Origin of the sequence: Bifidobacterium sp. ESL0769 (assembly GCF_029395495.1) — a bacterium.
GTDB lineage: Bacteria > Actinomycetota > Actinomycetes > Actinomycetales > Bifidobacteriaceae > Bifidobacterium.
The window spans coordinates 2073129-2097095 of record NZ_CP113918.1; the positions used below are offsets into that span (position 1 = coordinate 2073129).

Annotated in this window: 11 protein-coding genes; 2 read left to right on the forward strand and 9 right to left on the reverse strand. The window is 59.5% G+C overall.

Annotated features, from left to right (window positions below; translation table 11 throughout):
- Window positions 1–10 precede the first annotated feature (10 nt).
- From OZX72_RS08175 to leuC, 6 genes are all read right to left on the reverse strand, one after another.
- The gene (locus OZX72_RS08175) at window positions 11–787 is read right to left on the reverse strand and encodes a glutamine amidotransferase (RefSeq protein WP_277159419.1); all 777 of its coding nucleotides are present in this window, start codon (window positions 785–787) and stop codon (window positions 11–13) included.
- 135 nt (window positions 788–922) lie between these two features.
- Window positions 923–2545: a Mur ligase family protein gene (locus tag OZX72_RS08180; protein ID WP_277159420.1), complete on the reverse strand. Its 1623-nt coding sequence runs from the start codon at window positions 2543–2545 to the stop codon at window positions 923–925.
- Window positions 2546–2669: 124 nt separating this feature from the next.
- Window positions 2670–4103, reverse strand: coding sequence for a replicative DNA helicase (dnaB, locus tag OZX72_RS08185; protein ID WP_277158203.1), 1434 nt, complete (start codon window positions 4101–4103; stop codon window positions 2670–2672).
- A 598-nt stretch (window positions 4104–4701) separates the two neighbouring features.
- Window positions 4702–6027, reverse strand: coding sequence for a UDP-N-acetylglucosamine 1-carboxyvinyltransferase (gene murA / locus OZX72_RS08190; protein ID WP_277158204.1), 1326 nt, complete (start codon window positions 6025–6027; stop codon window positions 4702–4704).
- A gap of 403 nt (window positions 6028–6430) precedes the next feature.
- Window positions 6431–7111 (reverse strand): 3-isopropylmalate dehydratase small subunit, encoded by a 681-nt coding sequence (gene leuD, locus OZX72_RS08195; protein WP_277158205.1) that lies wholly within the window; start codon window positions 7109–7111, stop codon window positions 6431–6433.
- Window positions 7112–7393: 282 nt separating this feature from the next.
- Window positions 7394–8797, reverse strand: coding sequence for a 3-isopropylmalate dehydratase large subunit (leuC, locus tag OZX72_RS08200; protein WP_277158206.1), 1404 nt, complete (start codon window positions 8795–8797; stop codon window positions 7394–7396).
- Window positions 8798–8967: 170 nt separating this feature from the next.
- On the opposite strand from leuC, the gene OZX72_RS08205 reads away from it, so the two are divergent.
- Window positions 8968–9792 carry an IclR family transcriptional regulator gene (locus OZX72_RS08205; RefSeq protein ID WP_277158207.1) on the forward strand — a complete coding sequence of 275 codons (825 nt, stop codon included), beginning with the start codon at window positions 8968–8970 and terminating at the stop codon, window positions 9790–9792.
- A 313-nt stretch (window positions 9793–10105) separates the two neighbouring features.
- On the opposite strand, the gene OZX72_RS08210 is transcribed toward OZX72_RS08205, so the two are convergent.
- A complete protein-coding gene (locus OZX72_RS08210) occupies window positions 10106–19957 on the reverse strand; it encodes an InlB B-repeat-containing protein (protein ID WP_277158208.1) in 9852 nt (3283 codons plus the stop codon).
- Between the two features lie 649 nt (window positions 19958–20606).
- On the opposite strand from OZX72_RS08210, the gene OZX72_RS08215 reads away from it, so the two are divergent.
- Complete coding sequence (locus OZX72_RS08215) at window positions 20607–21185, forward strand: hypothetical protein (RefSeq protein ID WP_277158209.1); 579 nt, start codon at window positions 20607–20609, stop codon at window positions 21183–21185.
- A gap of 1099 nt (window positions 21186–22284) precedes the next feature.
- On the opposite strand, the gene OZX72_RS08220 is transcribed toward OZX72_RS08215, so the two are convergent.
- Window positions 22285–22473, reverse strand: coding sequence for a hypothetical protein (locus OZX72_RS08220; protein ID WP_277158210.1), 189 nt, complete (start codon window positions 22471–22473; stop codon window positions 22285–22287).
- Window positions 22474–22600: 127 nt separating this feature from the next.
- Window positions 22601–23860 (reverse strand): hypothetical protein, encoded by a 1260-nt coding sequence (locus tag OZX72_RS08225; RefSeq protein ID WP_277158211.1) that lies wholly within the window; start codon window positions 23858–23860, stop codon window positions 22601–22603.
- Between the last annotated feature and the right edge of the window lie 107 nt (window positions 23861–23967).

A 23967-nucleotide genomic window follows, 5' to 3' on the forward strand; every position in this document is an offset into this window, starting at 1 on the left:
AATCACTAAACTATCGAGGCCTTGAAATAGCGACGCGGCGGGCGTTGGCGGCTAGAGCGTCGATGTGGGTTAGCTCGGCTTTTTGCGTCTCGGTCTGCTGCGGCTGGAATTCGCCATAGCGGTGGGTGGCGGCGGCGCGGATGAGGAAGTCCGAAACCTCGGGGTTCTTCGGCAGAAGCGGGCCGTGCATGTAGGTGCCGATGACGTTGTGGACGATGGCGCCCTCGGTCATGTCCTTGCCGTTGTTGCCCCAACCCTCGTGGTTGACGTGGCCGAATGGCGCAACGCCTTCGCGCAGGAAGGTCTGGCCGGAATGGTTCTCATAGCCGATGACGTCTCCGAACTGGTCGGAATGTTCGAGAAGGTTGCCGATCATACGGGTTTCGCGGCCTTCGGTGTAGACGCCGAAAATGCCGATGCCGTCGAGCTTGGTGCCGTCGATGGTCTCGAAATACTCGCCGAACAGTTGGTACATGCCGCAGATCATGAGCATCGGAACGTCTTCTTCGGCCAGTTTTCGCAGGATGTCCGCCCGTTTGAAGAAATCGTCGGAAATCTTCTTCTGGCCGTTGTCCTGCCCGCCGCCGCCGAGGATCATGTCGACATGTTCCGGCCACGGGTCGCCCTGATTGTAGGTATGGATGACCGGTGAGTAGCCGTATAGCGCAAGCCGGCGCTTGATGGTCAAGACATTGCCCCAGTCGCCGTAAATGTTCATATCCTTCGGGTAGATGGACATGACGTCGATTGGCCGGGCATCGCCAGCCACGCCGCCTTGATTCGACATTGACACATCCAATGCTGCGGCAGATTCGGCAGACGCAGTGTTCATATCGCTACTCATGCTGTACCCCTCTCAGAGTGAGGCCGACTCTGGCTATTTCCGCAGATTTTATAGCATTCTGATTTTCAACCATCGCGTTCACTTCCCCACCCCGGCGTCGGCGACTTTGGCGTATTTGCCAAGTTCCGAGCGCACTTTGAGCATCGCGGTATATGTGCAATAGATATGTTTCGGTTTGCCGGGATTGGCCGTAACGAACGACCGGACGGCCTCTTCGATATTCGTATCGGTTTGCGCGACCCTGACGCCTTCATATTCCAAGCGCAACGCCATATCCCAGGCGCGTACGCCCGAAACCATTTCGACGCCAGTGCCACGCAGCGAGGTGAAATCGACATCCCAAAGCCAGCTCATATCACGCCCATCGGCATATTCGTCATTAATGACAATCATCGTTTCGTGACCTTCAGGTGCAAAACTCGCCAACGACATCCTGAAGCCCATCGGGTTCTTGACCAGTAGCAGCTCAACCGGAGCGCCGTCAACTTTGATGACCTCGCCGCGCCCGAACGCCGGGGTGACGTGCGAAAGCGCCCGCATGAGCCGTTCATCACGCGCCCTGGGCTGGGTGGTGTCGGCGTTCTCGATCTGCTCGGTCACCGCGCGAACCACGGCAAGCGCCGCAGCCGCGTTGAACAGGTTATAGACGCCTTCGAGCTGGACTTTGGTCTCGAATTCGGCGTCGTCCATCACGAATTCCGCCTCGTGGTCACCCACATGACTCAGCACCACATCTGCAAAACGCTGCGATGCCAACGAATCCGTCATAGCCGCGGAAACGGAAACGGTCTCGCGCGCGTCAAGTTTGGGGATAATCCTGTTGCCTTCGGCATCGAATACATCGTGCGAGGTTGCGGCAGTTGCCGTCCCATCTTGCGAAGTCGTAGTATCAGCTTGCGAGGCGGACACACTAGCTTGTGATGTCGCCTTGTCCTGCGTCTGCGAGGCGGACGTGGCAGCAGCGGCAGGCGCGATGGCACTGGCCAACGCCGTGTTGACACCTTCCACTTTCGCCGCGGCCTTTTCGGCGGCAGACAAATCCCCGGCGTGCATGTCGTCGTCAGAGGGAAACAGCTTGCGCAACTCGTCGGAAAGCCCGAAATACCGGACCTGCGTGCCCTGCGGCACCACCGAAGCAAGCGCCGCAATCCGCCGATCCTCCCTGTTCAAGACCACGGTTCCGGTCGTCGCTTCGGCAACATGGCTCAAAAGCCGAGCAGTATTGTCGATTTCGCCGAACCGGTCGAGCTGATCGCGCATAACGTTCAAAAGCAAGGAATAACGTGGCTTGACCTGATGCACGAAATGCACCGCGTACGCCTCGTCAAGTTCCAAAACCGCGATATCGGCATCGAGCTTTCCAGAAGCGGAAACCTCGGTGAGCAACGCCGAAACGACGCCGCGCGTGAAGTTGGAGCCGGTCGGATTGGTGAACACCTTGAGGTCCAGATCCTTCAACATCGAGGCGATCATGCGGGTGGTCGTGGTCTTGCCGTTCGTGCCCGAAACCAGCACGACCCCGTAACGCAACTGGCCGAGCGTGCGCGCCAGAAAATCGGGGTCTATCATCTCGACCACCTTGCCGGGAAACGCGCTGCCGCCATGACGCAGCAGTCGCGAAAGCCCGCGGACCGCCTTGCCGATGGTCGGGGTTGCGAACGCGTTCCAAGGCTTGCGAGGCGCTGAAGCAGCCTTCGTCATGTTGCGTTCCTTATTGCCAGGATGGTTGGTTGTGTTGGCATTGGCTTGAGTATTCATAATCACCGGCCCTGTGCGAACGTTGATCGGGTAATTCGTTGAAGCCCCATTGACAATCTAGTCTGCATCAGACCCCCTGGTTGTAATCCTGCGGCATATCGCGGAAGCGCGAATACTCACCCTGGAAAGCGAGCGGGTACGTGCCGGTTTTGCCGTTGCGATGCTTGGCAAGGATGATGTCGGCCTCGCCCGGCCGATCCTCTTCGTTGTAGAAGTCGGGACGGTGGACGAGGAAGACGACGTCGGCGTCCTGCTCGATGGAGCCGGATTCACGCAGATCGGCGAGCTGCGGCTTCTTGTCGTTACGCATTTCGGGGCCACGGTTGAGCTGGGAAAGCGCGACCACCGGCACCTCGAGTTCCTTGGCGAGCAACTTCAGCGCACGCGAAAAGCCCGAGACCTCCTGCTGACGGCTTTCCTCCTGCTTGCCCGAGCTCATGAGCTGCAGGTAATCAATGATGACGAGTTTGAGGTCGTTGGTCTGCTTCAGTCGGCGACATTTCGCGCGGATTTCCATCAGGCTCATATTCGGGCTGTCGTCGAGGAAGAGCGGCGCGTTCTGCATGGCCGTCCAGAAGTCGTTCAACGTGTTCCAGCGTTCCGGGGTCAGGCTGTCGTTGTCCGCGCGGCGCAAGGCGACCAGTGGGATACCGGTTTCGGCGGAGATGATACGTTGGGCGAGCTCGGTTTTGCTCATCTCCAGCGAGAAGATGACAGTGGTCAGGTTGTTGTGCAGAGCGGCCGAACGCGCGAAATCCACGCCCAAGGTCGACTTGCCCATCGCCGGTCGGCCGGCAACCACAATCATCTGGCCGGGCTGCAAACCCTGCGTTTCGTCGTCGATGCCCTTGAAGCCCGTCGGAACGCCCTTTTCAATGGTTCCGTTCTGCAAGGCGTCGAGCTGGTCGAGCGCGTCGTGAACCACCGGGCCGATGGCCTCGTAATCCTGCCGCACCTTGCCCACACTCATCTCGTAGACCTCGGACTGGGCGAGATTCACCACGTCCTCGGCCTGCGAGCCTTCGGCGGAATAACCGAGCTGTGCGATTTTCGTGCCGGCGGCGATGACGTTGCGCAGGATGGCACGTTGATGAACGATTTCGGCATAATACGTTGCATTTGCTGCGGTCGGGACCGCTGCCACCAAGCTATGCAGATAATCGGCGCCACCCACCTTTTCCAGGTTGCCGTCTTTGAGCAACGCGTTGGCGACGAGCACCGCGTCCACCGGCTCTGAGGCGGAGAACAGGGTGATGATTGCTTCGTAAATGGTCTGGTGCTTGGGCTGGTAGAAATCGGAGACATCAATCATCTGCGAGACCTCGCCGATGGCGTCCTTGCTCATCAGCATTCCGCCCAATACGGCCATTTCCGCGTCGTCGTCATGCGGTGGCACGCGGTCGAAAAGCGTCGTATTGTTCGCCGAGGTGTCGCTGTTGAACTTGCCTGAATTGAAGTCGCCGCCCGAGCGCGTTGTGTCCCAAGAATTTCCGTCTGCCATGCCGTCAAGCTTAACCAAATCACCGTAAAAAGTCAGCGTTTCGGCCCCGCTTCCTCCCAAAGCTCTACAACACTGCAAAATGCGTTTCCCCCGCACTCCCCACACATTTATGCTGGAAAAGTCGCATTTAGAACTTCTAAATAGGTTGTTTCCCGCATAAATGTGTGGGAAGTGCGGGAAAAGTCCTATTTTCGGCAATCATTATTCGTCACATTATCAAAGCGCCATCGGAATTGCGGATATCCTTTTCTACAGCGCTTACATGACGACACGCACGGACTTTTGTCTGTGGATAAGAAAATCCGTTATCCACATTTTGGGCGTGTCACTGGGGACAATGCACAGAGTTATCCACACCATGGGGATAACTCTGTGTACAACATGGGGATAGAGATGTCTCCGCCAGCTTGCGATTTGCGTAATACCTCATGTTGTGATACGCCATTTATTTTTTGAAACGACGATCATTAAACAATTTTCTCGCATCTTCTTTAGAGACAGATTTACTTTATTTTGTCTCAAAATTTCTGCCGAACATAGAAAATCTCCCCACTGGAATATCCAGCGAGGAGATTGCAAAAATAGGGAAAGCAGGCCGTCAGTCGAAATCGGCGCCGAGGGCGGCGAGCTTGCCACGGAAATCAGCGTAACCGCGATCAATCAGGCTGATGCCCTGCACGTTCGACGGTCCGTTGGCCGCGAGCGCGGCGATGAGGTGGCTGAAACCGCCACGCAGGTCCGGCACGTCGATGTCGCGCCCTTCGAGCGGCGTGGGCCCGAAGATGACGGCGGAGTGCTTGTAGTTGCGCTGCTGGAAGCGGCACGGCAGGCTGCCAAGGCATTCGCGGTAAAGCTGGATGGTCGCGCCCATCTTGATCAGCGGCTTGGTGAAGCCGAAGCGGTTCTCGTAGACGGTCTCGTGCACGATCGACAGGCCATTGGCCTGGGTGAGCGCGACGACAAGCGGCTGCTGCCAGTCGGTCATGAAGCCGGGATGCACGTCGGTTTCGATGGCCACAGGCTTCAGGTCCCCGCCCGGATGCCAGAAACGGATACCTTCGTCGGTGACGTCGAACTCGCCGCCGATCTTACGATAGACGTTGAGGAAGGTCATCATCTCGGGCTGCGTGGCACCCTTGACGAAGATGTCACCATGCGTCGCGAGCGCGGCCGAAGCCCAGGAAGCGGCCTCGATACGGTCTGTCAGCGCAGTATGGGTGAAGCCCTTGAGCTCCTTGACGCCTTCGATGCGGAACGTGCGGTCGACGTCGACGGAGATGATCGCGCCCATCTTCTGCAGGACGGCGACCAGGTCCATGATCTCAGGCTCGGTGGCGGCGCCGGAAAGCTCGGTCTTGCCCTCAGCCTGAACAGCGGCCAGAAGCGTCTGCTCGGTCGCACCTACCGACGGGTACGGCAGGTGAATCTTCGCGCCGTGCAAGCCGTTGGGGGCTGTAATATGAATGCCGTCGTGGTGTTCCTTGTCCACGTTGGCACCGAGCTTACGCAAGGTTTCCAGATGGAAGTCGATCGGGCGGCCGCCGATGTTGCACCCGCCAAGCTGCGGGATGAACGCCTCACCCAAACGGTGCAGCAGCGGCCCGGAGAAGAGAATCGGGATGCGGGACGAGCCGGAAAGCGTGTCCACATCGGCCACATCGGCAAGACGAACGTTGGTCGCGTCAATGCGCAGCGTGCCTTTGGCGTCGTCCCAATCGACGGTCGCACCGTGCAAGCGCAGGAGGTCGGAGACGACGTGGACGTCGCGAATCTCGGGGACGTTCTTGAGCATGGAGACGCCCGGCGCGAGCAGAGCGGCCACCATGGCCTTGCTCACGAAATTCTTGGCGCCGCGCACCTTGATGGTGCCGTTGAGCGGCTTTCCGCCTTCGACGTGCAGGACGTCATCTGTAGTATCTGCCAAAATCAACCTCTTTCGTCGGCTCTCTAACACCTGAGCTTACTACTACATAGTGTGCCACAACGGTTGTGGTGACTCGGTAAAGCTTGGCCTAAAATGCGCCCGAGGCCGAACGGACTTTTCCGCTTTGTATGGTTTGGCGCTCAAAACCGCAGAAAGCCGCCATTTTCACCGATATTCAGACATTATTATTACTGTCTCAGTTTCTGCGATAGGTCTACGACAAATAAAATCTTGCGCGATCTCATCGAAATGACGAAATCGCGCAAGTTTAAATGGGAATAGTTCTATGCCTTAATTGGCCCGGAACAGCAATTTTTGACCGCTTCTACGAAGCGGACTCAATTCCTTGTCACCTCGCTCGAGAATCGCGAGGCGACGCAGAACCTAGCCGTAGCCCACAGGACTACGCCTTCAACGGTCCGGTCCACGACGAATCATCAACCGGACGAGCGGACTTGACGGGCTCTTCCGGAGCATGCTTCGCGGGGAGAGTCTTGGGCTTGAACGGGAAGCGCTGGGCGCGCATCTTTTCGTAGTCGGCGATGGCGTCCTCGTGCTGCAACGTCAGATCGATGTCGTCATAGCCGTTCATCAGGCGCCAACGCGTGTAATCGTTGACCTCAAACGGCAAAGTGACGTCGCCGCAGGTAACGGTGCGTTCCTTCAGATCGACGGTCATATCGCGGCCGGGCTCTTCTTCCAAGAGCTTCCACAGCAGCTCAACGCTTTCCTGCGGCATGATGGCGGCCAGCACGCCGTTCTTGGCGGTGTTGCCGTAGAAAATGTCCGCGAAGCGCGGGCTGATGATGACGCGGAATCCGTAGTCGCGCAGCGCCCAAACCGCATGCTCACGCGACGAACCGATGCCGAAATCGGGGCCGGCGACCAGAATCTTGCCCTTGTTCTGATACTCGGGCTTGTTCAGGATGAAGTCCGGATCGCGCCGCCACGCGTAAAACAGCGCATCCTCAAAGCCGGTCTTGGTGACGCGCTTCAAAAAGACGGCCGGAATGATCTGGTCGGTGTCGACGTTCGAACGCCGAAGCGGGACGCCAACGCCGGTGACCTGCGTAAGTTTCTCCATAATATTTCTTCCTTCAATTTCAATGTATATATAACTAGCCGATTAGAGATGCACAACCTATTCCATTGTCCAATCCGTCGATTCTTCAAATCCGACTCATTCCGCCCTAGCTCTCTAACAGGCAATTCGCGACGCTTAAAGCTGCTTTTGCGTCGCAAATCACCCAGCAAGAAGCCGTAGCAGAGGATTCACGACGCCAAACAGCCCGAAAGCGTCGCAAATCACCAGTTAAGCCGAAAAGGCCAGATGGAAAGCGGATGTGGGAGCGCACGGCTTAAGCAATCACAGGTCAGCGGGGCTGGAAATCGTGCCGCGGATGGCAGTGGCGGCGGCGACCAGCGGCGAGGCCAGATGCGTGCGCCCGCCCTTGCCCTGACGGCCTTCGAAGTTGCGGTTCGAGGTTGAAACCGAACGTTCGCCGGGTACAAGCTTGTCCGGGTTCATCCCAAGGCACATCGAGCAGCCGGCATTGCGCCATTCCGCACCGAAGTCCTTGAAGATCTTGTCGAGTCCTTCATCCTCCGCCTGCAGACGGGCGCGGGATGAGGCCGGCACGACCAGCACACGATGGATGGAATCGGCCTTGTGATGGCCCTTCATCACGGACGCGGCGGCACGAAGATCCTCGATGCGGCCGTTGGTGCAGGATCCGATGAAGACAGTGTCCACCGGAATCGACTTGATCGGCGTTCCCGGCTTCAGGCCCATGTACTCAAGCGCGGACTGCGTGGCCTGACGCTGCTCGGCGTCGGCGATATCGGCCGGGTCGGGCACATCGGCGCTAATCGGTGCGCCCTGGCCGGGGTTGGTACCCCAAGTGACGTAAGGCGAAAGGTCAGCTGCGTTGATGGTGACTTCCTTATCGAATTTCGCGTCGTCGTCGGTTTTGAGCGTCTTCCAATAGGCCACGGCCTTGTCCCACATCTCACCAGTCGGCGCGTACGGACGGCCCTTCAAGTACTCGAAGGTGGTCTCGTCGGGGGCGATCATGCCCGCGCGGGCGCCTGCCTCGATGGACATGTTGCAAATGGTCATGCGTGCGTCCATGGAAAGCGAACGGATCGCGGAACCGCGGTATTCGATGACGTGGCCCTGCCCGCCGCCGATGCCGATTTTTGCGATGATGGCCAGAATGATGTCTTTGGCGGTGACACCTTCCGGCAGTTCGCCTTCGACGTTGACGGCCATGGTCTTGAACGGCTTGAGCGACAAGGTCTGCGTAGCCATGACGTGCTCGACCTCGCTGGTGCCGATACCAAACGCGAGCGCCCCGAACGCACCGTGCGTAGAAGTGTGGGAATCGCCGCAGACGATGGTCATGCCAGGCTGCGTGAGGCCGAGGTTGGGCGCGAAAGCGTGGACGATGCCCTGATCGGCGTCGCCGAGCGGATGCAGCAGCACCCCGAATTCCTTGCAGTTCTTCTCCAACGTGCTCAGCTGCTTGGCGGAGGTCTTGTCCGGATTGGGCTTGTCGATGTCGACCGTGGGCGTGTTGTGGTCTTCGGTGGCGATGAGCAGGTCGGTGTGGCGCGGCTTACGCCCGGCCAGTCGCAGGCCCTCGAACGCCTGTGGACTGGTGACCTCGTGCATGAGCATGAGGTCGATATAGATCAGGTCCGGGGCACCGTCTTTGCCCTGGTACACCAGGTGATCGGCCCAGACTTTTTCAGCCAATGTGCTTGCCATACGACCTCCTATCGTTGGTTTTGGAGCCGCCCCTCCGTCAATACTTCAGCCACGCGGATTTTTGTGGTGATGTGCATTTCCGAGTATCGGCGTTTGTCAACAATATGGACATCTTTGTTCCATATCGTGAGATGAATGAGATGATAGACCCCACTGTATAATATTCATGTATGGACTCATTATCAAAGGATCCCCAAGCGGCGCGGACCACACGCGCGCCCAAATCAACCGGCAATGCTGCCCAAAACTCGAATCGCGCTTCTATTCACGACGAGATTCATTCCGGGGTCGGGGTCCTCGATAAGACTGTCAAGATTCTTGAGGCCCTGGAAAGCGGGCCTTCCACATTAGGTCAACTCGTCGCAGCAACCGGGCTCGCACGCCCGACTGCACATCGCTTGGCCATTGCGCTGGAACGTCATCGTTTCGTACTTCGCGATCAACATGGTCGCTTCATTCTGGGTTCGCGTTTTGCCGAGCTGGCCACCGCCGCTGGTGAAGACCGTTTGCTCACGGCCGCCGGACCAATCCTTCAGACGCTTCTCGACCGCACCGGCGAATCCGCGCAGATCTACCGCCGCCAAGGCGACCAACGCGTTTGCATCGCCGCCGTCGAGCGCGCCAGCGGGCTGCACGATTCCATCCCGGTGGGTGCCATGCTTTCAATGCAGGCCGGCAGCGCCGCGCAAATCCTCGTCGCCTGGGAGGATTCCGAGCGGCTACATCAAGGCTTGCGCCACGCCAAATTCACGACTTCCACGTTGGCGACCGTCCGCCGCCGCGGCTGGGCCGATTCCGTCAACGAACGCGAAGAAGGCGTCTGCTCGGTTTCCGCGCCGATTCGCAACTCCTCCGGCCAGGTCATCGCCGCCATCTCCATCTCTGGCCCTTCCGGCCGCATGGGCCCCTCCCCCGGCCGTCGTTACGCCCCGTACGTCATGGCCGGCGGCAAGTACCTGACCGACGCCCTGATGAAAGCCAGCGCCGGGCGGTAACCAACATATCGACCATATATATACATAAAATCCGTGTGACCACATGCTATGGTTACGCGGATTTTTACATATCATTTCTTCGGACAACTGATAAAACACCGAAAACATGGCTTGCCAACGGCAGTTAATTCGGCCCATCCCCCTCGATGCCGCCGCGGAAATAAAGAAAGCCGGGCGCTGTCTGAAGGAACGTTAGGGGCAGAACCCCGGTTCCTTCGGACAGCGCCCGGCCCTAGAAGAGCCGGCAAGATGCAGTTGCCAGCTGAGGCCGCGCCTAGGTTGGGTGTGTGTGGCGCGGCCAGTATTTAATCACCTAGTCACGGCGGCGCCTGCGGATGAGCTGCAGGCCGAGTGCCATGACCAGGGCGGATACCATCAGGCCCATCGGCACTGCCACATCCGAGCCGGTGGTCGCCACGACCTTCGGCTTCGGCCGGGACGCGAGCCACTTCCGGCCCTCAGGCGTGGCAAGCCAAGCATAACCCTCTGGAGTCTTCAGCCAATCCTGGCCAGCTGGCGTATTCAGCCAAGCAAGACCGGGAGTCGAAGAGACCCAGGTCTGACCCGGCTTCGTGCCGAGCCACTGGTGGCCGCCGGGGGTAGCCAGCCATGCACCGCCATTCGGGGTGTTCAGCCAGCTATGGCCTTCGGGTGTCTGGAGCCAGGCGTGACCCGGATCGCTGGAGACCCACTGATGACCCTGAGGAGTGCTGAGCCAATGCTGACCCTCTTGCGATGGCAGCCACTGGTGGCCCTCGGGCGTTTCAAGCCAGCCGGAGCTCGGCGGGGTCGTCACCACAGGGTTACTCGGGGCCGGAGGCGCAATCTTCGTCCACTGCGCCACCACGGTGACGTTGCCGGAGATTGTCGCGTTCGGGTCATACGGCACCAGACTGCGCAGCATGCTCTCCACGAACCAGCCGTCGAAACGGTAGCCGGTACGGGTCGGCGTTGGCAGCTGGCCGAACTTGTCACCCTCGGCGACGATGCGCGGCGCGATTGCGGCACCGCCCTCGACGTCGAACGTGATGGTCAGTTGTGCCTTCCAGACCGGACGGATCGTGATGTCATGCGCAGGCATCGTGGTCGAACCGAACGTGAACGCGTTCCAATCCGTGCCGTTGGTGGAATACTCCCAGCCGCGAGGCAGGAAGCCGGTCTTGGTGTATCCGCCGGCAGGCTCGACCAAGGTCGAACCGTAGTCGTGCCGAGACGTACCGGGCATGGCTGCCCAGATGCCGCCGTCGGCGTCGTACGTCACGTTGTATTGGTCGAGCGCGAAGGCCGGACGGATGGTGATATCCGAAGCCGGGATCGTGGTCGTGCCGAACGTGAAGGCCTGCCAGCCGCTGGACGTGGTCTTGTACTCCCAGCCGCTTTGGTGCTTGTGCGCCGGAGCGGCAAGATCTACGGTGCCGGGGGCCGAAGCAATGACGGAACCATAGTCGTGGCGCGACACCGCAGGCATCGAACCCCACGACGTGGCGTCGCCGAGCTGGTAGCCCACGCGGTACTGGTCGAGCGCGAAGGTCGGGCGGATGATGATGTCATGCGCCGGCATCGCGGTGGAGCCGAACGAGTAGCCGGCCCAGGTCGTGCCGTTGTCTTGCGAATACTCCCACGCGGCATGATGCTTATGCGCCGGGGCGGTAAGGCCTGTGGTGGCAGGAGCCGTCGCAATGGTGGAACCGTAGTCGTGCAGGGTCGTGCCGCCGGGCATGGAAGCCCAGGTGCCGTCGCCTTGCTGGTAGCTGACACGGTACTGGTCGAAGACCACACGCGGACGAATCGTGATGGCATGATCCGGAAGCGTCGTGGAACCGAACGTGTACCTGGCCCAGTCGCCGCTGCCGCCGGTCCTGCGGTACTCCCAGCCATCCTGGTGCTTGTGCGCCGGGAAGCTGATGCCCGCGGTGTTCGGAGCCGTAGCGATGGTCGAACCGTAGTTATGGGCGGTCGGAGTCGTCGGCATCAAGGGCCAAGTGGCTTGGCCAGCCTCGTACGACACGTTGTATTGGTCCCAGTCCCAGTGCGGACGAATCGTGATGGCATGGTCGGGAATCGTCGTGGCGGAACCGCCGGTGCCGAACTCGAACGCAACCCACGCGTCGCTGCTGCCGGTCTTGCGATACTCCCAACCGGACTGGTGCTTATGCGCCGGAGCGGTCATGCCCGTAGTATTCGGTTCACTGGAGATCGTCGAACCATAGTCGTGCGCGACCGGAGTCGATGGCATCACAGCCCACGTGCCGCCGCCGTTCTCGTAGCTCACGTTGAACTGGTCAAAAACGATACGCGGACGAATCGTGATGTCGTGCGCAGGAAGCGTGGTGGAACCGAACGTATACCTCGCCCACGGGTCACTGCTGCCCGTCTTACGGAACTGCCAGCCGTCCTGGTGCTTATGCGCCGGGGCGGTCAGATCACCGACACCGGGAGCCGTGGAAATCGTCGAGCCATAGTCGTACGCGGTGGTGCCGAGCGGAATCGACGACCATGAAGTGGCGTCGCCGAGCTCGTAGCCCACGTTGAACTGGTCCAAGACCACATGCGGACGAATCGTGATGTCGTAGGCCGGAAGCGTGGTCGAACCGAACGTATACGTCGCCCACTCGTCGCTACTGCCCGTCTTGCGGTACTGCCAGCCGTCCTGGTGCTTGTGCGCCGGGAAGCTGATGCCCGCAGTGCTCGGAGCGTTCGGGATGACGGAACCGTAGTCATACGCGGTCGTGCTTCCAGGCACGCCGGACCACGTGGCCTCGCCGGTCTCGTAACCAACGTTGAACTGGTCGAGTACCACATGCGGACGAATCGTGATGGCATGATCCGGAATCGTCGTGGCGGAACCGCCGGTGCCGAACTTGAACGTCACCCACGGAGCGCTGCTGCCAGCCTCGCGATACTCCCAGCCATCCTGGTGCTTGTGCGCCGGGAAGCTAATGCCGGAAGTCGACGGAGCGGAAGCGATGGTCGAACCATAGTCGTGCGCGGTTGTGCCCACCGGGACACTGGACCAAGTCGCGTCGCCGGCTTCGTAACCGACATCGAACTGATCCATAACCCACTTCGGGCGGATCGTGATGTTGTGAGCAGGAAGCGTGGTCGAACCGAACGTATACTTCGCCCAGTCGTCGCTGCTGCCCGTCTCGCGATACTCCCAACCGGACTGATGCTTGTGGCTCGGGGCCACGATACCCGCAACAGACGGAGCAGTCGGGATGGTGGAACCATAGTCATAAGCGGTAGTGCCGCTAGGCATCAGGCTCCATGTCGCGCCAGCACCGGCCTCGTAGGAGACGTCGAACTGGTCGGTCACCCAATGCGGGCGAATCGTGATGTTGTGTGTCGGAATCGTCGTGGCCGAGCCGCCGGTGCCGAACGTGAACGTGGTCCACGGGGCGCTGCTGCCGGTCTCGCGATACTCCCAGCCGTCACGATGCTTGTGGCTCGGGGCCACGATACCCGCAACAGACGGGGCGTTCGCAATGGTGGAACCGTAGTCATACGCGGTCGTACCCGTAGGCCTGCCAGGCCACGTCGCGCCGTCGCCGGACTCGTAACCCACCGCGTACTGGTCGGTCACCCAATGCGGACGAATCGTGATGTCGTGCGCCGGAAGCGTGGTCGAGCCGAATGTATACTTCGCCCATTCGTCACTGCTACCCGTCTTGCGGAACTCCCAGCCATCCTGATGCTTGTTGGCCGGGTTGGTCAGGTCGCTGGTGCCGGGGGCTGACGAAATCTTCGAACCGTAGTCGTACGGGCTCGCACCGGGGATGGAAAGCCAGCTTGCGCCGTCTCCCGTCTCGTAGGAGACTTGGTACTGGTCCCACTGCACGTGAGGCCTGATGGTGATGGCATGGTTCGGGATCGTGGTCACGCCGAACGTGAACGTCGTCCACGGAGCGCTGCTGCCGGTCTCGCGGTATTCCCAACCATTCCAGTTCTTGTGGGCCGGAACGGTCAGGTCGCCGGTTGGCGGGGCCGAAGCGATGACGGAACCATAGTCGTGCTGCGTCGTGGTGGTCGGCACGGAAGGCCATGTCGCGTCACCGGTCTCGTAGGACACGCCGTACTTATTGAACACCCACTTCGGACGAATCGTGATGTTGTAGTTCGGAATCGTGGTGGCCGAACCGCCGGTACCGAACGTGAAGTCGGTCCATGCGGCACTGCTGCCGGCGCGATGATATTCCCAGCCATCCTGACGCTTGTTCGCCGGGGCGACGATACCGGAGGTCGACGGTGGCGTTGGAATGGTGGAACCATAGGCGTACGGGGTCGTACCCGTTGGCATGGTGGACCATGTCGCGCCGTCACCGGCCTCATAGTTGACCCGGTACTGGTTGGCAACCCACTTCGGGCGAATCGTGATGTCCGAATCGGGCATCGTGGTGGAGCCGAACGTGTAGTCCTGCCAGCCGCCGGACGAAGCGCGGTATTGCCAGCCGTCCTGATGCATATTCGTCGGAGCGGTCAGGTCACCGGTAGGAGGCGCGGACACGATGACGGAACCGTAGTCGTGCAGGGTCGTGCCCGTAGGCATTGAGCCCCACGAGGCACCCGTACCCGCTTCATAACCCACGCGGTACTGATCGAAGACCACATGCGGACGAATGGTGATGGCGTAGTCCGGGATCTGAGTCGAACCGAACGTGAACGTCGCCCAAGTGTCATTGCTGCCGGTCGCGCGGTACTCCCAACCGTCCTGGTGCTTATGCGCCGGGAAGCTGATGCCCGTCGTATTCGGTGCGGACGGGATGGTCGCACCGTAGTCATACTGCGTCGGGGTCGGCGGAACGGAAGCCCATGTAGCCTCACCCTGCTCGTAAGAGACGGGGAACTTGTCAGTCACCCACTTCGGCCGGATTGTGATGTCCGAATCGGGCATCGTGGTCGAGCCGAACGTATAGTCCTGCCAGCCGCCGGACGAAGCACGGTACTCCCAGCCGTCCTGGTGCTTGTGCGCCGGAGCGACGATACCGGAGGTCAACGGGGCCGATGCGATAACGGAACCATAGTCGTGCAGAGTCGTGCCCGTAGGCATCGTGGCCCACGAGGCACCCGTACCCGCTTCATAACCCACGCGGTACTGGTCCCAAGCTACATGCGGACGAATCGTGATGTTGTAATCCGGAATCGTGGTGGAGCCGAACGCGAACGCGTTCCAGCTTCCACTACCACCGGTCTCGCGATACTCCCAGCCGTTCCAGTTCTTGTGCGCCGGAACAGTCAGGTCGCCAGTAGGCGGGGCGGACGGGATCGTCGAACCGTAGTCATGCTGCGTCGTGGACGTTGGCACGGAAGGCCATGTCGCGTCACCACTGGAATAGCTCACGGTGAACTGGTCGATGACGACGTGCGGACGAATCGTGATGGCATGGTCCGGAATCGTGGTGGCCGAGCCGCCGGTGCCGAACTTGAACGTCGTCCACGGGGCCATACTGCCGGTCTCGCGGTACTCCCAGCCATCCTGATGATGATGCGCCGGGAAGGTGATGCCCGTCGTGTTCGGAGCAGATGCGATGGTCGAACCATAGTCGTGGCCCACGGTCGCAGGCGTGGAAGCCCACGTCGCGTCGCCCTGCTCATAGGAGACGTTGTATTGCACCCAGATCCAATGCGGGCGGATCGTGATGTCGTAATCCGGAAGCGTGGTGGCGCCGAACGTATATGTCACCCAGTCATCGCTGCTGCCCGTCTTGCGGTACTCCCAGCCGGACTGCTGCTTGTGCGAAGGCGCGTTCAGGTCGCCTGTGCCAGGCGCGGAACCGATGGTGGAGCCGTAATCATACGCGGTCGTGCCCGGAGGCATGGAACCCCATGTCGCGCCGGGGCCGGCCTCATACGACACATTGTGCTGGTCGGAGAGCACGCGCGGACGAATCGTGATGTTGTGGGCAGGAAGCGTGGTCGAACCGAAGGTATACTTCGTCCACGGGGCGCTGCTGCCGGTCTCGCGATACTCCCAGCCGTCGCGGTGCTTGTGCGCCGGGACCGTCAGGTCGCCGGTGCCTGGAGCGTTGGGGATAGTTGAGCCGTAGTCGTACGCGGTCGCGGTCGGCGGCACGCCCGGCCAGCTGGCGTCGCCCGTCTCGTAGGACACGTTGTACTGGTCCCACGCGAACGTCGGACGGATCAGGATGTCATGCGCCGGCACCGGAGTGGTGCCGAACGTGAACGGATTCCAGTTCGCGCCGCCGTCCTGCGAATACTGCCAGGCGTCATGGTGCTTGTGCTGCGGAGCGGTCAGGTCCGAGGTGCCCGGAGCGGTCAGCTGCGAATGGTAATCGTAGCGCGTGGCCGTTGGCATGCCAGCCCACGAGGTCGCCTCGCCGCGCTGGTAGGTCACCATGTACTGGTCGAAGACCACATGCGGACGAATCGTGATGTTGTGCGCCGGGATCGTGGTGGCGGAACCGCCCGTACCGAACGTGAATGTCGCCCACGGGTCGCTGCTGCCGGTCTCTCGGAACTCCCAGCCGTCCTGATGCTTGTGCGCCGGGAAGCTGATGCCCGTGGTGTTCGGGGCAGACGCGATGGTCGAACCATAATCGTGCGAGGTCGTACCTGTCGGCACGCCAGACCATGTAGCCTCGCCGGCCTCGTACTTGACGTCGTAGGAATCCCACACCACGTGCGGACGAATCGTGATGGCATGATCCGGAATCGTGGTGGCCGAGCCGCCGGTGCCGAACGTGAACGTCACCCACGGGGCCATGCTGCCGGTTTCACGGAACTCCCAGCCGTCCTGACGCTTGTTTGCCGGGAAGGTGATGCCTGCGGTCGAAGGCGCGGACGCGATGGTCGAGCCATAATCATGCGCAGTCGTACCAGTCGGCACGCCGGCCCACGTGGCCTCGCCCTGCTCGTAGGAGACGTCGAACTGGTCCATGACCCACTTCGGACGAATCGTGATGTTGTGCGCGGGAAGCGTGGTTGAACCGAAGGTATACTTCGCCCAGTCGTCGCTGCTGCCGGTCTCGCGATACTCCCAGCCGTCCTGATGCTTATGCGTCGGCCTGGTCAGGTCACCCGTGGTAGGCGCGTTGGGGATGGTCGAACCGTAATCATAGGAGGTCGTGCCCGTCGGCATGGAACCCCATGTCGCGCCGGGGCCCGCTTCATACGACACGTCGTATTGGTCGGAAAGCACGCGAGGACGGATAGTGATGGGATGGTCCGGAATCGTAGTGGCGGAGCCGCCCGTGCCGAACGTGAACTTCACCCAGCTGTCGCTGCTGCCGGTCTTGCGATACTCCCAGCCATCACGATGCTTGTGCGCCGGAATGGTCAGGTCGCCGGTTGCAGGCGGGTCGGCGATGGTCGAGCCATAGTCATACTGGGTCGCGGTCGGCGGCACGCCAGGCCAGTTGGCATCGCCGGTCTCGTAGGAGACGGCGTACTGGTCGAAGACCCACTTCGGGCGGATCGTGATGTTGTGGTCGGGAAGCGTGGTCGAACCGAACATATACGTATCCCATTCCCCGCTGCCGCCGGTCTCGCGATACTCCCAACCGTTACGATGCTTGTGGCTCGGAGCAGTGATACCCGTGATGTTCGGCTCGTTCGGGATGACGGAGCCGTAATCGTAAGAGGTGGTGCCGGAAGGCATCAAGGCCCAGCTGCCGCCGCCGTCTTCGTAGCGCACCTGGTACTTGTCATAGACCACATGCGGGCGAATCGTGATATTGTGCGCCGGAATCGTGGTGGCTGAGCCGCCCGTGCCGAACGTGAACGTGTCCCAGCTGCCGCTGCCACCGGTCTCGCGATATTCCCAGCCGTCCTGGTGCTTGTGCGCCGGGAAGCTGATGCCCGTGGTGTTCGGGGCCGTAGCGATGGTCGAACCATAATCGTGCGAGGTCGTACCCGAAGGCACGGAACCCCACGTGGCTTCGCCGGCCTCGTACTTGACGTCATAGGAATCCCACACCACATGCGGACGGATCGTAATGGGATGATCCGGAAGGGTGGTGCTGCCGAACGTATAGGTCACCCATTCGTCGCTGCTGCCCGTCTTGTGATACTGCCAGCCATCCTGGTGCTTGTGCGCCGGGAAAGAGATGCCCGTGGTCGCAGGGGCGTTGGCGATGGTCGAACCGTAATCATACGGCGCCGCACTCGGCACAGGAGCCCACGTGGCCTCGCCTTGCTCATAGGAGACATTGAACTGGTCCATAACCCACTTCGGGCGGATCGTGATGTTCGAGGCGGGAATCACCGTACCGGTGCCGGGGGCGCCGAACGTGAACGTGTTCCAGCCGCCGGTCGAGGCCTTATACTCCCAGCCGTCACGATGCTTGTGAGCCGGGGCAGTCATACCCGTCGTCGGCGGCTCCGTCGGAATCGTCGAACCATAATCGTACGCCGTCGAACCCGAAGGCATCGAAGACCACGAGGCCCCGTCGCCCGCGGCATAGCTGACATTGTATTGGTCGGTCACCCACTTCGGCCGCACCGTGATGTCATAAGCCGGCACATGCGTCACACCAAACTTGAACTCCAACCACGGATCAGTGGAGGGAGCACCCGTCTTGCGGTACTCCCAGCCGCTCGTCACCGTATCCTGGTGCTTGTTCTCCGGAGCGTTCAAGCCGGTCAGCGAGGGCGCCGAAACCGTCTCATCCTCGCCCACCGCAACCGGCGAGCCCGGCATCGACGTCCACGTACCGCCGTTGTCGTCATAGGTCAGCTGGTGCGGAATCCCCTCCCAAACCGGCCGCACCGTGATCGGCCAGTCGGGCATGTGTGTGCTGCCGAACGTGAACGTCGCCCAGTCGTCGCTGCTGCTCGTCTTGCGATACTGCCAGCCACTGCGCTGCTTGTGCGCCGGGGCCTTCAGATGCGACAGGTTCGCCGGCTCGGAGATCGTCGCATCATACTCTGTGGACACCGGGCTTTGCGCAGCGCCGTCCCATGTGCCGCCGTTCGTGTCGAATGTGACATCGTAATGGGCCGGAACCCAGGAGGCGTACAACGTCACCGTGGTCGGCGTGGTGTAAACGATGTCGAAACCGTACACCGGGCCCGTCGCGCTACCTGTATGCCAGGCACCGAAAGTACATCCTGTTTTCGTCGGGTTCGCCGGGGCATGCGCCGTACCGCCCCACGGCACAGTCTGGTCCGGCACGACGCTGCCGCCCTGCGAATCGAAACGCACTGTCGGGTGGCCGGTGACATGCGTCACCGGATCACCCGTCACCGTGCCTGCGGGAGCGTTGCCGGTCACACCGCCGGGAAGCGTGCCTGCGAAATCGAACTTGGGGCTGGTGGTACCGGAAGGCCAACGCACCACATGAGCAGCGGAATCATATGAGCCATTCGACGGGCTGATGTTCGACGGCGTGATGAACGTCCCGTCGATATTCCTCGCCGTCGACATCGTCACATACTGGCCATCATCATAAGCGGTCGCAGTCGCAACTTGGCCGGCACCGTTGAAATTCGTCAGATGGGACAGACTCCCGAACGACGAGAAATCCGACACCTGATTACCGCTGAAATCAAGGCTTCTCAGATTAGACAGCCCGGACAACGCACTCACGAACCGCGCCACATCATCATTGGACGTATACGAGTTCGACCAACTGAGAGTATGCAAAACCGTCATGCCCGACAGGGGCGAATAATCCGACACCCGCCAATGAGAACCGGCATCGAACGATGTTGTCGCGGTCAGATATTGCATGCCTTCGATATTCGTCACATCATTGCCGTTATTCCCTCCACCCCACATGGCGACATAGATATGGGACAAATTGTCATTCGGATCGAAAAGTGAACTAGGGGCAGGGGCTCCGTAATGCCATTTCATATAATTCCACTCGGCTGAAATCCCATTGGCAAGGCTCGTGTCAGGGAAGCACTGGGCAAATGTGGAATATGGGGGGTAGCAACCAGACCGCAGGCCGACACCGCCACGCGGGTGCAAACCGTTTTTCACGGAGGCGTCGCCCCGACTGCCCTTCAGCAAAGACTCCTGAGACCCCAGCTGCGAAGATTCAGAAGATTGTGACTGCCCTTGCCTAGATTCGCCAGGCGACGCTGTCTGACTTTGCTTGGCTGAAGAAGATTGTGACTGTGATTGCGTCTGCCGGGAGGCCTGCCCGCTCTCGGGCTCGACCGCCGTCGCCGTGCCGGGCAGCACCATCGCCACACCCGCCACAAGGCAAACTAGAGCCCTAAACGCACCCCCCCCCCGCGATGCGAGGCAAAGTCACGCAAGCCGCGCAACCACTCTGTAAAACGAGACATCATCCTTCTTCTCCCTGTATCAATAGGAACACCCGCACCTCAAACCACCCCAGTGCGGAACTACACTTCAGACACGCAAAACTGTAACACGAGTCGGACACGAGCACCGCATTTCTGCCTAATTAACGAAACACAATCACTTCTTTCAAACGTTTAATACGACTCTCACAATTTTAATATTCAGACAATAATCATTGATTTGCAAAACAACGGCAACACTGTTTCACAGATTGTCTATTCCACACCGAACGCTTTGTACTGCAACACTTCGGCCACCCACGCCGTATCTGCCCACTCACCGCCCCACCATCCGACTGTCTCCCGCCAACCTATCTATGTATAACGTTTTAAGAAAATTCCCAAAATTTTTTCAAAAATTTCCCCGACAAAATAATTAGACACGCCGAACACCTAAAAACATCGAGCTATGAAAAACCTGTTTTACAGGGCCAGGGTTCACCATATAGGACAGAGATAACGACCTGTATGACCATGCGGGCTCCCGGGCTGGCGGTAGACTCGAATGCAATACGCGATGCGGCGGGACGAAGGAGGCGGCGATGGCGCGCAGGAAGAGGAGACGGATCAGGCTCGCCTGGGGCGACGAAAGCATGCGCACCCAGGACTCCGGGCCAGGCCGCTACATGGTCGGCGTGACGCTGTGCAACCTCGACGAAACGGCCGTGCGCGACGGGTTCGAGGAGCACGGGCTGTTCCACCAGAAGAAGGCCCACTGGTACAACATGACCGACCCCGAACGGCGCAAGTCGGTCGACTTCATCAACGGACTGGGACTCCGGCACGTCGTCGTCTGCGCCGAACCCTTGCCCCACACGATCCGCCCCGAGCGCGCCCGGCGCAAATGCCTCGAGACCCTTCTGCCCATCCTGGAGCACCAGTACGGAGTGGACCGGCTGTTCATGGAGGCCCGCAACCCCAAGCAGGACAGGCAGGAGATGCTCTTCGTGCAGGGGATACGTTCTCGAGGCTTCATCAAAAAAATGGACTATGATCTGCTCACCGGCAGATCCGACGCCAGGCTCTGGCTCCCCGACCAGGTGCTTGGCGTAATGGGCGCCGATGACTGGCAGGGACCCGTGCTCAACGACTGCGAGACCTACACCATCGGAGTCGACTGAGAGGATGTCACAAGTGCGCTCACGGCGTAATGCACAGTTACAGGTTGCGTGCCTCATTTTCATTCGATATACTTATCAGTAAGCCTGCCTTCGAGGAGGTACGGAAGTGGAAGCCGGATGTCCCTGCGTTGGCGTGGGGCCCGGCTTCCGCGCGATTTACAGGTCATTTGGGCTATTGGCCTAAAACCCTACTTTTAGCCTATAACCCCCAATAATCTGAAAGACCCTGAAATGCGAAAGGCTTACGAGGAAGCTGTAAAAATGGTGAGCGGGAAGAACAAGCTCTCCGCATTGTTATTCCGGAAGAAAAGCGCCTGAATATCAGGATATCGAGCAAAGCAGCTCTTTCAATTTTGCCGAGGCTCCGACCCGCAAAATACTCGAATGGCGTATAGTGGTTTCCGAGGCCTCGAGAACGACTGTTCCGTGGTCCTCCGCGTGTGGCCCTCGCGTTAAACGAAGCTGACGCCCGATACGATTGGCGTTGAGGTTGAAAAGCCTCAGAACGTATCAGACCCCGTGCCAGCGGGATTAATGATAATTCAATTAATTTATTGGCTTCATGCATTCTTTCAGGGATGCGATTGGTCGTTCGCAGGCGACAGAAAAGGGCTAGTAGGGGTTCGGATCTTCGGATTCGGGCCCCTACTTTTTGTGTTGTAAAACCTGGGGTATGAGGTCGGATACCGCCACATACCTGCGGCGCAACGCCCGCCCGCAAGTTGCGCGGTTCCCCGTCATCCGATATGCTGAGGCTATGCCTACCTTTGCGAAGGCAAGGAAGTGGAAGCCGGATGTCCCTGCGTTGGCGTGGGGCCCGGCTTCCGCGCGATTTACAGGTCATTTGGGCTATTGGCCTAAAACCCTACTTTTAGCCTATAACCCCGATAATCTGAAAGACCCTGAGATGCGAAAGGCTTACGAGGACGCTGTAAAAATGGTGAGCGGGAAGAACAAACTCTCCGCATTGTTATCCCGAAGAAAAACGCCTGAATACCAAGGGTATCGGGTTATAGGCCTATAGCCCGTTTGACGCACATATCTGCTTTTTTGTGGTATTCTGATAGTGTTATGACCGCTCTGATGCCATGCACATAGCTTAGGAGCGGTCCTCATTTTCTCCCGTACATTGATGTAAGGCAGGCCGCCAATGAAGTACGCCAAGCCATGGTTGGACCTCAATCAGCAGTGTGTAAAGCTCACCGGCCTGGGTATGCAAAACGTCCTGCGGGTTATTGGCCAAAACCCGTGTGGGCCGCCAGCCCAAGCCGACGACCCACACGAACATATATCAGAGAACGGGTAATAAAAAAGAACGTCCTACCGGCGGAGGCCAACGAGGTAAAAGCTTTAGAAACCCGGAAACGCCCTGAAGCGGTCTGCCCCAAACAGACAATACGAAGATAGCACAGCAATCAGCCCAGATGCGGCAACCCGGCGGCTTGCCCATCCCGGCAATCCACTTCATACAGACCATCCACAGCCACCCAGTATCGCCGGACTTCCCCATCCAAAGGGCTCGAATATCCTCCAAAGGGCTGGTCGATGTTCCATCTTCCATAGCCGGCGATTGCACCAATCGCGGCTTTGCACCCATCAGCCGCCATCAAGAGTACCGTGTCCGCCTTTCGCCGACCTTCGATTTCCGGCGGCCCCTCGACAAAAACCAAGACCTTGCCCTTCTCCATCTTGGAATGTCGGAGACAACCATCGATGGCCTCCGAAGCCGACCGTTCTGCGGACGGCGTGACCTCGTATTTCGCAATCGAACCGATAGACGATGACGGATCATATCGTTGGTAATCCGAAAGCTTTTCTGGCTGATATTTGAGTCTCACCACCGTTTGATACATCCGGCCCGTCTGCTCCATCATCTCTTCTTTTACGGCAGGGTCAATCTCATCAAGCAGCGAAAGCATATCATCCAAGTAGGCATCAGCTCTCACGCTCAACATATTCTCACCGTGTGCGGCACGATTCCTCAATCGGCAAATACGCTCAAGCTGCTTGGCGACTTTCACTCGATGCGTGTCGTTGACCCGCTCCTGCGTAAGACTGGGAAAGGCCCGATAGAGAGCTTCTTTCCATATGGTTCGCGCGTCATCAGCCCAATCATCGTCCCGACCATCAAGGCCAGCCCTCTCGGCATCGGTTTGTCCAACGGGCATTTGGACCAGGCTGCGCGGCCTTGGGACGGGACCGATCAGGCGCGTCCAACTTCCGAAGGTGAATTGCGCGAAGACGTCATCCCGATTCGGGTACTCTCCATATCTACGATGATCTGGGTTGGCGTTCCACCGCTTATAGTTTTTCCGGCAGGACCTCCACGCCTGCTCTATGATGTTGCGCCCGTTGAATACTCTCCCGATGATTTCCGGGACGCCCGCAACCCTCAGACCGGAATCACTGCCATCAAACCACTCTTGCGAAGGAACCTCCCCGAGCCAATCGTCATAGCCATTGTCTCTTGCCCATTTCCGTAAAGCTTTGTCAACAGCATTGCGCACATAAACCTCAACGAAACCGGTATGCGATAACACAATCCCGGAAAACAGACAGTTCCACCGGTACAGGTCCGTGGCGACGACTTGAGGGTGACGCCGTGCCTCTTCTTCATAAGGTTTCAAACGTTCCGCCAAAAGAAAATTCGAAACGCTATTATTTGCAATTTCCATGGTTCCGATTATAGTAATGCATGTAATAAGTTCTTCAACCCACGCGTCAAAACGTGGGTTGTCGTATTTTCGGGTTGGGCTATAACTTTGGATTTCCTGCTGAAAAT